Source organism: Schwartzia succinivorans DSM 10502, assembly GCF_900129225.1.
Classification (GTDB): Bacteria; Bacillota; Negativicutes; order Selenomonadales; family Selenomonadaceae; genus Schwartzia; species Schwartzia succinivorans.
In genome coordinates this window covers 283,129-297,391 of the sequence record NZ_FQUG01000005.1, presented here as the reverse complement: position 1 = coordinate 297,391, position 14,263 = coordinate 283,129, and the positions used below count along the sequence as shown (strand labels likewise).

Sequence of the window (14,263 nt, the reverse complement as noted above, 5' to 3'; positions counted from 1 at the left end):
CTTAACACTCAAAACACAAAAGCTCCGGACATTTCCGTCCGGAGCTTTTTGTTATGCCATATTATTCAGCCATATGTGCCGCTTTGTATTCCTTGAAATCAAAGGGCTTTGAAAGGTCAAATTTTGCTTCAAACATGCGGTTCCACGGGAAGGTTACCTCAAGATACTGAAGACCCTCCATTGGGGGAAGATTTTCCTCGACAAAGCGCCTCATGAAGTTCGTCGTACGTGCTTCAGCAGCACGCTTTCTGTCCCCAAGCGCCGAATACGTCCCGCTGGCACGCAGCCATCCGAGCTGACGGGCCACAATACCGCGTATATTTGCCTGATATGCCCAATCATCCAGATACCTTGTCATAAGCAGCCGGTCACAGGCCTCATCCGTCATTTTCGACGCCAGCATTCCCTGGCTCAGAACAAAGCCCGTACTGTTGGTCGGAGTATTCCAGCCTGAATATGCACGGAGCTTGAAAAGAAGGTCGCGGCCCTTAAGCATTTCCATCAGAGCGTTATCCGCACCGTTGGCGTAGGAAACATCAGCAACGCATGTCGGCTTTCCGCTTTCAACGCTTTCCTGTACGAGGTCGGCGAAATATTTCGTTCCCTCCCTGGGCTTTCCGTCATTTGCTCTGTCATTTGCCTCATAGGTCTGACCATTGGGATTCGTGTTCACAAGGAGAACAAAATCTGCGTTCTTTGGAGAATTTACCATAAGACCGCCTGCTGCAACAACATGTGCCTTCATGGAATCCGAAATTTTTTCATCGGAATACTTGGGAACGGTATTCCCTCCGCGTCCCCAGTTATATCTTACATATACGAAGGGCACGCTGCTGGTCCAGTCATTTACTGCCCTGGTCAGCATGAGCATCGCAAACTCGTCAATACCTGCCATAGCCTGAAACTTCGACGGGCCTAAATCCGCGCCCTCTGCCGCCAGCTTGCGGCTTTCCATGTGCGTCTGTGAATATGGCGCATTGTCGTCGCGTCCAAGGGCAAGGTAAGAAAAGAGTCCCTCGCGCTCCAGCTGTATGAGCTTCTTATTCGCAGAGAAATTCTTGTTGCGACGGCTCAGCCAGTCATCAATCGCGTCCTTCGGAATAAGCTTTCCAAGGAATTCGAATTCCTTTTTCTCGCGCTTCGTAAGCCCCTCTATTTCCATTTTATCCGTAAGCGCCGTGTATCTGAAAATATCGCTGCCATAGCTTTCATAGTAGCTGGGCTCGACACCTCCGGATGCCTCTGCGGAACGCGGCGTGCGCATAATCGAACCGAATACATAAATCTTAAGATCCGGATGAAGCGCCTTAAACTCACGGAATCTTTCAATACGGGAATCAATTACCCTCTGCGGATAATCATGCTTTCTGGAGCCCACAAGACTTCCGTAGAGAAGCGTATCGGAGGAAAGAACAGCTATGTTTGCATCCGCTGCTGTTTCCTCAAGCCAATCCCAGACATCATCGGGATTTCCGAGATTGTCCCTGCTTCCCAAAATCTCCTCCGGCGGCGTTTCAACATTCCAGCCTATTGCCTTCATTGTATCCGCTGTCTGCTCATCTGAAATCGGCCTATTGTCATGTGGAACAAAAACAACCTTCGGAATATCGGGATGGGGTATCTTTTTTGCCATTGCTGACGGCATGGAGCAGCCCACCATAACGAATGCAGCCAGCAGCGCTGCAAGAATCCTCATGCTTCCTCACCAGTCTCATTTTTCTTGGCTTCGCGGATATCCTGCCAAAGATTTCTTGCCCTCTCAAAGAGCTTGGGGTCAGTTTCACGGAGATCCTGATCTCCCATGAGCCGGCTCAGATACTGCGTTGCCTGCTCAACATCTCCGCTGATGTAAAAAATGGCACCCGTAAGATAGATTGCCATATAATCCGACATAGGCCCGATTGGATAACGCTCCGTCATGACAGAACGGTCGTAAAGCTCTCCTGCCTTGCGAAGGAAATCAAGTCCCTCCTCTGCCTTTCCGGAGGTACGGTATACCCAGGCAAGCTTCAGGTAAAGACCTGCGATATGCGCGAGGGAAGAATCAATCATCTCGGCATAGAAAATCGCAAGCTTATATGATGCGACTGCCTCAGGAACACCGCGTGTTTCAGCAAACTTAAAGCCAACCTTGCGCTGAGACAAAAATTCCTGAATCTTTGTCTTGTGCCGCTGAGGAATCACACTTGTAAAGGTTTTCTCATCAGCAGCAAAGCCGCAATGCTCGCATACCCAGATTGTATAGTAATACGGGTTAAAATCCTGATAATATGTGCAGAAATCCGGATCGCTTTTTTCTGCAACAAGGCGTGAACGCACTTTAATGACGCGTGTTTTTTCACCGCAGATCGGGCAGACCTTTTCCACCACATACGTATTTCCAACTGACATATTTTCAACTCCTTCATAAAAAACAAATACACTCCTTAGGATAGCATAAACTCTGCTGAAAAAAAAGCGAACCTATCTTCCCAGACAACTTCCCCTGCGGCCCGTTTTTTCAGCAAGCTCCCTGAGCCATTCTGCCTGTTCACCTGTGAGCGCGCCCTTCTTCATGCGCCACCGCCAGTTGCCTTTTGCCTCACCGGGGATGTTCATGCGTGCTTCCTTCCCCAGCCCAAGAATATCCTGCACAGGAACTATCGCAATTCCGGCTCTTGAGTAATATGCTTCCCGAATCATGGCCATTGCCACCCTATCCGGCGTATCATCAGGAGAAATTCCAAGATACTCACCGACTCTCGGACGTGTCCAGGCATTCAGGTCATTTACAAACCATCCGGCTGCCGTGTTGTTGTCATGAGTCCCCGTATATACAACGCAGTTCTCCTCGGCCTGCGCTCCTACCCGGGGCGTGCCGTTGTCAATAAGCGAAAATTCCAGAACCTGCATCCCAGGCAGACCTTCCTGCCTTCTAAGGTTCTCCACCTCAGGAGACTGAACTCCAAGGTCCTCCGCCACCACTTCGGCTCCCCTGAGAGCTTCTCTTACCGCCTCAAAGAATTTGTGCCCCGGGCCGCTGACCCATCGGCCTTCCTTTGCGGTTTCAGCACCGGCATCTACTTCCCAATATGCCGCCAGACCTCTGAAATGGTCTATACGGATAATATCCGTAAGCTTCGCAAGACGTGAAAGTCGGGCCGACCACCATGAAAAGCCGTCCTTTTCCATGGCTGCCCAGTCGTACTGCGGATTCCCCCAAAGCTGTCCGTCTTCACAGAAATAGTCAGGAGGTACTCCCGCAACCTTCAATGGGTCTCCGTCTGCATCCAGAGCAAAAAGCTCCTGATGTGCCCACACATCAGCGCTGTCATGGGCAACGAAAAGGGGCATGTCCCCCATGATTCTTATACCGCGCTTTTTCGCATAGGTATGAAGTCTCTGCCACTGGCACGTAAATACATACTGACAGAAACGGATGAACTCGCATTCACCGCTCAGCCTTTCCGCAGCTTCCCTAAGTGCATCCGGCTCTCTGTGCGCCAGTACCGGCTCCCATTTCGTCCATGACGCGCCCTGCTCTCCCTGAAGCGCAGTAAAGAGCGCGTAGTCGTCAAGCCAGTATGCCTCTCTCTCGCAAAAAATTTTGTACCCCGAGGAAATTCCCCTTCTGAAACGGCTCCACGCTTTTCTCAAAAGAATTTCCTTATGCGCGGCTGCCGCTTCAAAGTCCACCGGCGCATCCACAGGAAAATCACCATCAAGCTCGTCCCTTGTGAGAAGTCCCTCCTCGAAGAGTACCTCAGGAGATATCAAAAGCGGATTTCCTGCAAGGGCTGACGTAGAAGAATAAGGAGAGCCTCCCTCCCCCGCAGGAACAGTCGGCAGAATCTGCCATATACTCTGCCCTGCCTCATGAAGCCAGTCTACAAAACGGAATGCTTCCTTTCCGATATCTCCTATGCCGTGTTCTGACGGCAGCGACGTCGGGTGCAGCAGAACTCCTGCCTGCCGTATACGTTTCTTATCAGCCGCAGCGCTTTTCAGCACAACACCGCCAAGAGGCTCAAGTGTCACGCGCAGCTTTCCGCCCACGACGAAAATTTCATCCTCAGAGAATTTTCCTGCAGAGAGTACAGGGACAAAGCTCATGTCACATGCCGCAAAATCCCCGACGTCAAGAATAACCTCATGCTTCCCGCTTACACTTCGGTTAAGCACTGTTATGAATATCCCGTTCTCAGCCGCCTCTCCGAAAACATCCTTTCCTTTTCGCACTGCACGCGCAAATGCAAAAACATCGCCGTCAGCCGTCAGCTGTATCAGTTCCCCTGTAGAAAGCGCGGCATTTCCCCGACGAAGCCTTATGCCTTCCATCACAGTCTCTCTTATGCCCGCATCGCCGTTTTCCCAGTCGTAGGGAGCTCTGTTGTAAGGGTCCTTTCCTCCCTGCATACCGATTTCGTCTCCATAATAGACAGAGGGGACTCCCGGATATGTCATCTGCCATAAAACAGCCAAAAGCAGCCGCTTTTTTCCAAGAGCTTTCTTTTCCTCAGGAAGTCTGTATTCCCCCTGCTCCCTGTAGGTACCTTCCTGAAGGTCGGGCATTTCTCCAAGAACGGAGATGATACGCGGAGTATCGTGACTTCCCAGGAGATTCATTAGCGCGTAAAAATTATGCTTCGGGTAATTTTCCGCGAGACTTGCGACAGCCCTTGCCGTTTCTCCGCCATCCTTTTCCCCCATAAGAAAAGATATGATAATATCGCGGAGCGGATAATTCATAACGCTGTCAGTCTCATGCCCCGAGAAATAAGTACGGAGCTTCCCGTAGCTTACCTTGTGGGAAGCATCCTCCCAGACCTCACCGATGAGCACCGACTCGGAGTTTGTATTTTTAAGCTCCCTGTAAAACGCCTGAGAAAATTCCTCCGGCAGCTCATCCAGCACATCAAGCCGCCAACCGCTTATTCCTGCATTAATCCATTGATGAAGCACACTCTTTTCCGAATGAATAATAAAATCCATATAGGACGGTGTAGTTTCCTTTACTGCGGGGAGTACCTCAACACCCCACCAGCTTGTATATTTTTTCGGGTACTCCTGAAAATCATACCAGTCGTAAAAGCGTGAACCCCTTGACTGAAAGGCACCCGTTGAATCATAGGTGCCGTACCTGTTGAAATATACGCTGTCAGCCCCCGTGTGGCTGAAAACGCCGTCCAGAATTATGCGGATTCCTGCCCGCTTTGCATCTCTGCACAGCTGAGAAAACTCCTCATTCGTCCCCAGCACGGGATCTATTTTCGTATAATCACCGGTATCATATCTGTGGCTGCTCTGAGCCTCAAACACAGGATTAAGATAAAGCACCGTAATCCCGAGAGACTTAAGATATTCCAGCTTTTCCCGTATGCCTGCAATATTTCCTCCGAAAAAATCATAGGCAAGAATATCCCCGTTTTTATCGCGGTAATACTGGGGCGTATCATTCCACATTGTGTGAAATACTGCTCCCCGCTTTTGCGGAAGAGTCCCCGTATCCTTCCTGAAAAACCTGTCCGGAAAAACCTGGTACATTACGCTCTTTCTGAACCACGACGGAGTATCCGAGCCTTTGTCGTATACGGTAATCTGAAACGACGGCAGCTCCTTTTCAGAGAAGGCTCCGCTGCCGCCAAGCTCGTCAGCTGCCTGTCCGCAGAAAATTTTCTTCCCATCAATCAAAAGCTCAAACCTGTACCAAAGCAGAGTTCCATTTTCAGGCAGCGTCAAAGAGGACGAAAGCCAAATGCTTTCGCCCTCCGTTTCTCCCTTCAGCGGAAGACGCAGTTCACCTGCACCGTCCTGCCATATTCTAAGCTCTCCCGAGGCCTTCTCCGCGCCCTCAACACGCACGGAAAGTCTCACACGTCCGCCCGCTTCGCAGGCACCCAGCGGCCAGCGGAAGGCCGCGTTTCTTGAATCATGTTCAGCCTTCATGCTTCAACCCTTCATAAAGTCTTATATATTCCTTAGCCGACCGCTTCCATCCAAAATCGGATTTCATCGAATTGCGCGCCAGAGCGCTCCATGCCGTCATATCCTTATAGAGGCTCAGGGCACGCTTCATCGTAAAGAGCAGCTCATGGGCGTTGTAATTCGGGAAAACGAATCCATTCCCCTTGCCTGTGAGCTTATCATACTGCTCTACCGTATCCTTCAATCCTCCTGTTGCCCTTACAATAGGCACCGCGCCATACCTCATTGCAATGAGCTGACCGATACCACAGGGTTCATACTTGGACGGCATCAGGAATATATCCGAAGCCGCATAAATCCGCTGTGCAAGCTCCGATGCAAAGGAAAGATTTACCGACACCTTGTCGGGATGCCGCCAAGCAAGCTCCCTGAACCATGCCTCATAAACAGCATCTCCAACTCCCAGCAGAACAAACTGCATGTTTTCCTGGGACAAAAGCTCGTCGATAACGCGCATAACAAGGTCAAGCCCTTTCGCCTCAACAAGACGTGTCACCATCGAAATCATCGGCGCGCAGCGGTTCTCAGGAAGCCCCAGCTGATGCTGCAGAGCTGCCTTGTTTTCAAATTTCAGGTGAATATCCTCAACTCCGTAGGAATAAACAAGACGCCTGTCCGTTCTCGGGTCGAAGCTCTCATTGTCTATGCCGTTCACAATACCCGTAAGCTTTCCCATCTCCGCACGGGAACGCAGAAGCTCATGAAGTCCCTCGCCGAAATATTCGTACTGAATTTCATCGGCATATGTACGGCTGACGGTAGTAACCATATCCGCATAGATAATGCCGCCCTTCATGAAATTCACCGCGTCATAATATTCCAGATCGCCATTGTTGAAATATTTCCAGTCAAGCCCGAGGACATCCGGCATAATACCCTTGTCAAATACACCCTGGTACTTGAGGTTATGAATCGTAAATACGCTTCTGACCGACTCATAACGTCCATCCCCGATATGCTCAAGACGGAGAAGGACAGGCACCAGAGCCGAATGCCAGTCGTTGGCATGAAGAATATCCGGGAAGAAATCCAGCACTCCCATGGCTGTCAGAACTCCACGGCAGAAAAATGAGAACCTCTCCGCGTCGTCGAAGCTTCCGTAGAGGCTGTCCCGTCTGAAATAATCCTCGTTATCGATGAAATACCATGTCACACCGTCCTCTTCCAGACGGTCAATACCGATAAATTTTCTGCGCCACGCGACATTAATCTCTCCGCTCCAGACATGCTCCATTTTCTCGCGGTATGCCTGAGGTATCTGATAGTATTTAGGGAGAAATACACGCACGTCATGTCCCAGAGCCGCAAGCGCCTTCGGCAGAGAGCCTGCTACATCTGCAAGCCCGCCGGTCTTTACAAAGGGCACCGCCTCGGATGCCACAAAACCGATTCTCATTTTATATCCCTCCTGCTTTCCACGTGTTTCTTCGCACGCGGCTTCTTCTTTTCTTCGCGGAATTTCAAATAAACCGTCGCAAGAGGCGGCAGCGTAAGCACCAGCGAATTATCACGCCACTGCCACGGAACGGCTTCCGTCTCAAGCTTTCCCGTATTCTGTACCCCTGAGCCGCCCCAGCGCGTCTCGTCGGTATTGAACACCTCTTCGTAAATACCCTCCCTCGGCACACCGATGCGATAGCCGTGCCGCACCTCGGGAGTAAAATTGCAAACCGCAATCACAAAATCCTTACCGTCCTTTGTCTTTCTGACAAAGGATATTACACTGTTGTCGGTATCGTCGCAGTCAATCCATTCAAAGCCGTTCCATGTAAAATCCACTTCCCACATGGAAGGCTCCGAAACATAGAATTCATTAAGGGCAGCAGAGCAATCGGAAAGCTTTTTGTGCATCTCATACTGCTCCACAAGATGCCAGTCGAGACTGTCATCAAAATTCCACTCTATGAACTGACCGAACTCTCCGCCCATAAACAAAAGCTTCTTGCCGGGATGAGCCAGCCAGTATCCGAAAAATCCCCGAAGCCCTGCAAATTTCTGCCAGTAGTCTCCGGGCATTTTGCTTATGAGAGAGCATTTACCGTGAACCACCTCATCATGGGACAGCGGAAGCACGAAATTCTCCGAAAAAGCGTACATAAGGGAGAAGGTCAGCTTATCCTGATTCCACTTGCGGTACACAGGGTCAAGGGACACATATTCGAGAATATCGTTCATCCAGCCCATGTTCCACTTGTAATTGAAGCCCATGCCGCCCATATCCACAGGACGTGAAATCATCGGCCAGTCCGTGGACTCCTCAGCAAGCATAAGAGCACCGGGATGCTCGCGGAACACAGCAGTATTGAGCCTCTTTATGAACTCCATCGCCTCAAGGTTTCCCGTGCCGCCGTATTTATTCGGCAGCCATTCGCCCTCCTCGCGTCCGTAATTGAGATAAAGCATATTTGCTACCGCATCAATGCGGAGTCCGTCAATATGGTACTCCTCAAACCAGAACAGCGCGTTGGAAATCAAAAAGCTCTGCACCTCGGTGCGTCCGTAATCGAAATTCGTCGTACCCCAGCCCTTGTTTTCGGCAAGCTGCGGATTATCCGACTCATAAAGATTCGGTCCGTCGAAATGGCGGAGTCCCTCATCATTATTGCAGAAATGACCGGGCACCCAGTCCATTATGATGCCTATTCCCTTCCGGTGCGCGCAGTCCACGAGATATTTGAAATCCTCAGGAGTTCCGTATCGGCTTGTCACCGCGAAATACCCCGTTGCCTGATACCCCCAGGAGCCGTCGTAGGGATGCTCGCAGAGAGGCATGAACTCCAGATGAGTGTAATGCATCTTCACCGCGTAATCAACAAGCTCCTCAGCAAGCTGTCTGTAGCTGAGATAATCATTATCCGGGGAACGGCGCCATGAACCGAGATGAACCTCATAGGTCAGCATCGGCTTCTCATAGGAGCGTCCCTTTGCCGTTTCCTCCATCCACGCGGCATCATGCCATTCATATTCCTTGAAGTCGTAGGTTTTTGATGCAGTCGCAGGCTTTCGCTCCGCAAAAAAGCCATAAGGGTCTGCCTTCATGATATGCACGCCGCCCCATGGCGGACGTATAGCGTACTTATAGACCGTCCCCGAGGGAAGCTCAGGTATGAAGCAGGTCCATATCTCTCCGTCACCGATTCTCTCCATGGGATTCACCCGTGTATCCCATGAATTAAAATCACCTACGACGCTGACCTCCGAGGCATGGGGCGCCCAGACAGCAAAGCGCACTCCGCGGACACCGTCCACGGTCACATAATGCGCGCCAAGCATCTCCTGAGCATGATAATTTGTTCCCTGATGAAATAGATATCTGTCATATTCCGACAAATCAGCAGTCTTCATATTCCATTCCTTTCCGGAAGAATGTCCTGTTACTGCACACCACGGATTCCCCAGATGTCGGACGCATACTCCCTTATTGTCCTGTCAGAAGAAAATCTTCCCGACCGGGCAATGTTTATAATCATGGACTTTCTCCATGCTTCCTTATCGCGGTAGCGCCTTGCAGCCTCCTCGTGGGCTGCCCGGTAAGCTTCAAAATCCTTCAGTATGAAATACTCATCATTATTTCTCAAAAGGTAATCATAGAGAGAACGGAAATCTCCGTATGTCCCGTCTACCAGCCTGTCAAGCACGCGCCGTATTGTGGGGTTGCCGTTGTATTCGTCCCACACGGAATATCCGCCGTTGGCGTAATAGTTCATGACCTCATCGGCATGCATACCGAAAATAATCGCGTTCTCATCGCCCACGGCATCACGTATTTCTACATTCGCGCCGTCGAGAGTTCCGAGAGTAATAGCACCGTTCATCATGAATTTCATGTTGCCCGTGCCTGAGGCTTCCTTGCTGGCCGTGGATATCTGCTCTGAAATATCTGCCGCGGGATAAACAGCCTCACCAAGGGAAACACCGAAATTTTCGAGGAAAACGACAGCAAGCTTTCCCTCAGCCGCCTGAGAATTATTTATGCGCTGCGCAACCGCACATATAAGTCGAATCGTTTCCTTTGCAATGTAGTAGCCCGGGGCTGCCTTTCCTCCGAAGAAAACAGTCGTCGGAAGAAAATCCTCTGCCATGCCTTCCTTGATACGTTCAAAGGCATCTATAACGTAAAGTATATTCATCAGCTGACGCTTGTATGAATGAATGCGCTTCACCTGTATATCAAACATAGTGTCCGCGTCAATACGCTGTCCTGTCTTTTCACGGAGCCAGCGCGCCAGAATTTTCTTTCGCGTTGCCTTGATTTCCGCCACGCGCTGCTGCACCTTGTGATGGTCGGCATAACGGGCAAAATCCGCCATATAGGACGGCTCTGTCCGCCACGCGGGAGAAATAGTATCATCCAGAAGCTGGGCAAGCTCGGGGTTCGCACCGATAAGCCAACGGCGGTGAGTAACACCGTTCGTCTTATTGTTGAACCGTTCAGGATAAAACTCATAAAAGGGATGCAGCGTAGTATTCTTGAGAATTTCCGAATGAATTTCCGCGACGCCGTTGACACTGTGGCTGCCAACAATCGCAAGCCGTGCCATATGCACCTGCCCATCCTGCAGAATCGAAAGCTCCCTGACTCTTTCCTCATCCCCCGGATAACGGCGGCGTACCTCCGTAAGGAAACGGCGGTTTATTTCCTCGATTATGAGATATATACGCGGAAGAAGCGGTTTGAACATATCTATTGGCCACTTCTCAAGAGCCTCAGGCATAATGGTGTGGTTCGTGTACGCCACGACACGCCGTGTAACAGCCCATGCCTCACCCCAGGTAAGCTCGTATACATCAACAAGAAGACGCATAAGCTCCGCCACAACAAGTGCAGGATGAGTATCATTGATGTGGATTGCCACATGCTCATCCATGGAATGCAGCGGGACCCCGCTCCTGAGCTGATTTCTTATGATGCTCTGCACACCGGCGGAAACGAAAAAATATTCCTGTACCAGGCGAAGACGCCGTCCCTCATAGGAACTGTCATTCGGGTACAGAAATTCCGTAATGCTTTCAACAAACCGCTGATAGCGCTGTCTCTCCTCACGCTGCTCCTGTGTGACACCGTAAAGAGTAAAGTCCTTGTTAAGCTCGGCATTCCAGAGTCTGAGCGTATTGACGGTTTTCCCGTTGGCACCGACAATAGGGACATCATAGGGCACCGCCATGACAGTCGTTCCGCCCTCATGCACCAGCTCAAGGGAGCCATCGGGACGCGGACGCATCCACGCATTTCCCCCGAAGCGCACGTTTACGGCCTTATCAGGCTTCCTGTATTCCCAGACGAAGCCGTCACGAAGCCATCTGTCAGGAAGCTCTACCTGCTGTCCGTCTACAATTTTCTGCTCAAAAAGCCCATACTGGTAGCGTATGCTGCAGCCGTGTCCCGGCATGCCGAGAGCCGCCAGCGAATCAATAAAGCAGGCCGCCAGCCTTCCCAGCCCTCCGTTTCCGAGACCTGCGTCCGGCTCCTCCTCATAATAGCGGGTCATGGATATTCCAAGCCCCTTCAAAGCATCTGCCAGAAGCTCCTTGACCCCCAGATTTATAAGGTTGCTGTTCAAAAGCCGTCCCAGCAGGAACTCAATGGAAAAATAATAGACCTGCTTGGTCTTCTGCTCGGAATATATACGGTTTGTACGTATCCAGTTTTCCGACAGAAGCTCCTTTACCGTTGCAGCTACAGTACGGAACATTTCATGAGGCGTAAGCTCAGAAAGCTCACGCCCCCAAAGAATATGTCCGGTCGCTACAAATCTCTTCCGAAGCGACTCAACTGTTCTCTTACGCTCCTCTTCTGCCATCTGTATATCCTTTGACCACTGTGTCATGTTTCTCTCCGCCTCCTACACTCACTCCGCTGTAAACCCCCGCGAAGCAGCCGAGTTAAACACGTTTATTCTTCCCTATGTAAATCGGGTACGTCCTTGCACCCTGCAGAACCTTTCCACCTGTTATAAATACATTCTTATCGGTAATCACGCACTCCGCCTCAGCATGAGCCCCGATTACACCGTTCTGCATTATGATGGAATTGCGGACAACCGCGCCTCTGTCCACCCTTACGCCGCGGAACAGAATGCTGTTTTCGACCTTTCCTGAGATTTCACAGCCGTTTGCCACAATGCTGTTTTTGACATGTGCACCGTCAAGATACTGAACAGGCGCCATATCCTTGACCTTCGTATAGATAGGCGCGCCCTCGCGGAGGAACAGCCCTTCCCACACCTCCGGGTGCAGAAGCGCGAGATTCGTTTCATAATATGCCTGCACAGAGCATATGCGCCATGCATAGCCTGTATGCTGATGCGCGCAGATTCTGCAGCCTGCCGCCGCACGGAGCAGCACATCAACGCGAAAATCCTTTCCGCCATGCTCTACCGCCTGCCGTACAAGCTCCACAAAAAGCTGCTTGCGCATAAAGTAAATTCCCAGCGACCGCTGCTCTCCCTTTTTGATATCAGAATGCAGACATACGTCGCTGACAACCCCGTCCCTTGCCGCGCGCACAACTATACCGCTGCCGGAATCCGTGCAGCGCGACGCGCTGGTTACCATTGTGATATCCGCTCCCAGCCTGAAATGAGTCTCCATGACCTCCGTAAAATCCATATTATACACGGCCGATGACTCTGCCAGAAGCACATACTCCTCAGAGCTGTTATCCACAAAATCCAGATTTGAATACATATTCTGCAGGTCGCCGCCCTGCTCGCCATGTGCCCTGCGGACCGGCGGAAGATAAAAGAGTCCCTTGTGATGACGCGCGAGATCCCAGTCCTTGCCTGAACGAAGATGGTCAAGAATCGACCGTGAATGCTCAGGAAGCAGAACACCGACATTTCGTATACCCGAATTAACCATGCAGGACATCGGAAAATCAATCAGACGATAACGGCCGCCGAAGGGAAGGGATGCCAACGGGCGCTGCTCAGTGAGAGCGCTCAAAAGCTCCTCCTGCGCCTGCAGGTTTACAATCCCCATGACATTCTTGATCAAAAGACTCCGCTCCCCTCTGTTACGGTTCCATCCACGTGATATACCTCTTTGTCTCCAATGACGCGTACCGCGCCGTCAGTCCCCTCAAAATGCGCGCCGCTCTCCACCAGGCCTCCCTGTCCTACTATGGCATGGTCTACAACAGCGCCTGCCTCCACCTTCGCAAAAGGCATGAGCACAGAATTCGTCACAACAGCGCCCTTTTCAACGCGAACCCCTGATGAGAGAACCGAATGCTCCACAGTGCCAAGCACAACCGAACCCTCATTCACGAGGGAATGTCTCACCTTCGCGCGCGGCCCGAGATAATGGGGCGGCATGGAATGATTTGCCGAGCGTATGCGCCAGCGCCCGCCCACATCTATAGGCGGCGTATCCGAAAGAAAATCCATGTTTGCCTCCCACAGACTCTCAATCGTTCCTACATCCTTCCAGTACCCTTCGAATGGGTACGCGAAAAGCTTGGCTTCGTCGGCCAGCATCTTCGGAATTACATCCTTGCCGAAATCGTGGCTTGAGTTTTTCTGCTTTGCATCAGCCTCGAGATAACGGCGAAGAAAATCTGTCGAAAAAAGATATATTCCCATGGATGCAAGATTGCTCTTTGGATTTTCAGGTTTTTCCGCAAACTCCTTAATCCGTCCGTCCTCATCAGCATCCATTATTCCGAAGCGGGAGGCCTCCTCCCAGGGAACACGTATAACCGCTATTGTTGCCTCGGCACCGTTCTCCTTATGTGCCGCAATCATTTTGGAATAATCCATGGAATAAATGTGGTCGCCTGACAGCACCAGCACATAATCAGGGTCCGAAAGGGATATGAAATACAGATTCTGATAGATGGCATCAGCCGTGCCACGGTACCAGTCAGCCCCCTTGTCACGCGCATACGGCGGCAGGATGAAAACGCCTCCGTCGCGGACATCAAGATCCCATGCGTCGCCATTGCCGACATAGTTATGAAGCTCAAAAGGACGATACTGCGTAAGAACACCGACACGCTCTATTCCCGAATGAGCACAGTTCGACAAAGGAAAATCAATAATGCGGTATTTACCTCCGAAGGGAACGGCCGGCTTCGCTACGCGTTTCGTCAGCGCGCCCAGGCGGCTTCCCTGCCCTCCGGCAAGTATCATAGCAACACAAGTGGTTTTCACAGAGTGTCCCCCCATTTTCTAAAACGGCTGCGCAGTGCTTCATGAAGCTTACGACACACGCGATATCCGATTCAATCAGCCGTCGTAATTTACAAAACAAATTACAGCGTTACACTTCTTAAATTCTACAGTAATTCCTTTTTTCC

General features: G+C 51.0%; 7 protein-coding genes and 1 pseudogene. All 8 read right to left on the bottom strand.

Going from position 1 to position 14,263, the window contains the following annotated elements; all coding sequences use genetic code 11:
* Positions 1-61 precede the first annotated feature (61 nt).
* Positions 62-1,696, bottom strand: coding sequence for a DUF4127 family protein (locus tag BUA83_RS07925; RefSeq protein ID WP_072935692.1), 1,635 nt, complete (start codon positions 1,694-1,696; stop codon positions 62-64).
* Positions 1,693-2,391 carry a DUF2225 domain-containing protein gene (locus BUA83_RS07920; RefSeq protein WP_072935691.1) on the bottom strand — a complete coding sequence of 233 codons (699 nt, stop codon included), beginning with the start codon at positions 2,389-2,391 and terminating at the stop codon, positions 1,693-1,695. Before BUA83_RS07920 ends, BUA83_RS07925 begins: the two co-directional genes overlap by 4 nt.
* Positions 2,392-2,463: 72 nt before the next feature.
* Positions 2,464-5,925, bottom strand: coding sequence for a 4-alpha-glucanotransferase (gene malQ, locus BUA83_RS07915; protein ID WP_072935690.1), 3,462 nt, complete (start codon positions 5,923-5,925; stop codon positions 2,464-2,466).
* The gene (gene glgA, locus BUA83_RS07910) at positions 5,915-7,360 is read right to left on the bottom strand and encodes a glycogen synthase GlgA (RefSeq protein WP_072935689.1); all 1,446 of its coding nucleotides are present in this window, start codon (positions 7,358-7,360) and stop codon (positions 5,915-5,917) included. Before glgA ends, malQ begins: the two co-directional genes overlap by 11 nt.
* Before the next feature lie 53 nt (positions 7,361-7,413).
* Positions 7,414-9,309 (bottom strand): annotated as a pseudogene (glgB, locus tag BUA83_RS07905) (1,4-alpha-glucan branching protein GlgB); the annotation flags it as partial.
* A 29-nt stretch (positions 9,310-9,338) separates the two neighbouring features.
* The gene (locus BUA83_RS07900) at positions 9,339-11,792 is read right to left on the bottom strand and encodes a glycogen/starch/alpha-glucan phosphorylase (protein ID WP_234988303.1); all 2,454 of its coding nucleotides are present in this window, start codon (positions 11,790-11,792) and stop codon (positions 9,339-9,341) included.
* A 55-nt stretch (positions 11,793-11,847) separates the two neighbouring features.
* Positions 11,848-12,960, bottom strand: coding sequence for a glucose-1-phosphate adenylyltransferase subunit GlgD (glgD, locus tag BUA83_RS07895; protein ID WP_234988302.1), 1,113 nt, complete (start codon positions 12,958-12,960; stop codon positions 11,848-11,850).
* Entirely contained in the window at positions 12,957-14,117 is a 1,161-nt protein-coding gene (locus BUA83_RS07890; protein WP_268793929.1) for a glucose-1-phosphate adenylyltransferase, read from the bottom strand. The genes glgD and BUA83_RS07890 overlap by 4 nt, the downstream gene beginning before the upstream one ends.
* Positions 14,118-14,263: the final 146 nt, after the last annotated feature.

Bases quoted from the DNA above. Each gene is read 5' to 3' on its own strand.
- BUA83_RS07925 (WP_072935692.1), bottom strand. From the start codon at position 1,696: ATGAGGATTCTTGCAGCGCTGCTGGCTGCATTCGTTATGGTGGGCTGC.
- malQ (WP_072935690.1), bottom strand. From the start codon at position 5,925: ATGAAGGCTGAACATGATTCAAGAAACGCGGCCTTCCGCTGGCCGCTG.
- glgA (WP_072935689.1), bottom strand. From the start codon at position 7,360: ATGAGAATCGGTTTTGTGGCATCCGAGGCGGTGCCCTTTGTAAAGACC.
- BUA83_RS07920 (WP_072935691.1), bottom strand. From the start codon at position 2,391: ATGTCAGTTGGAAATACGTATGTGGTGGAAAAGGTCTGCCCGATCTGC.
- BUA83_RS07900 (WP_234988303.1), bottom strand. From the start codon at position 11,792: ATGACACAGTGGTCAAAGGATATACAGATGGCAGAAGAGGAGCGTAAG.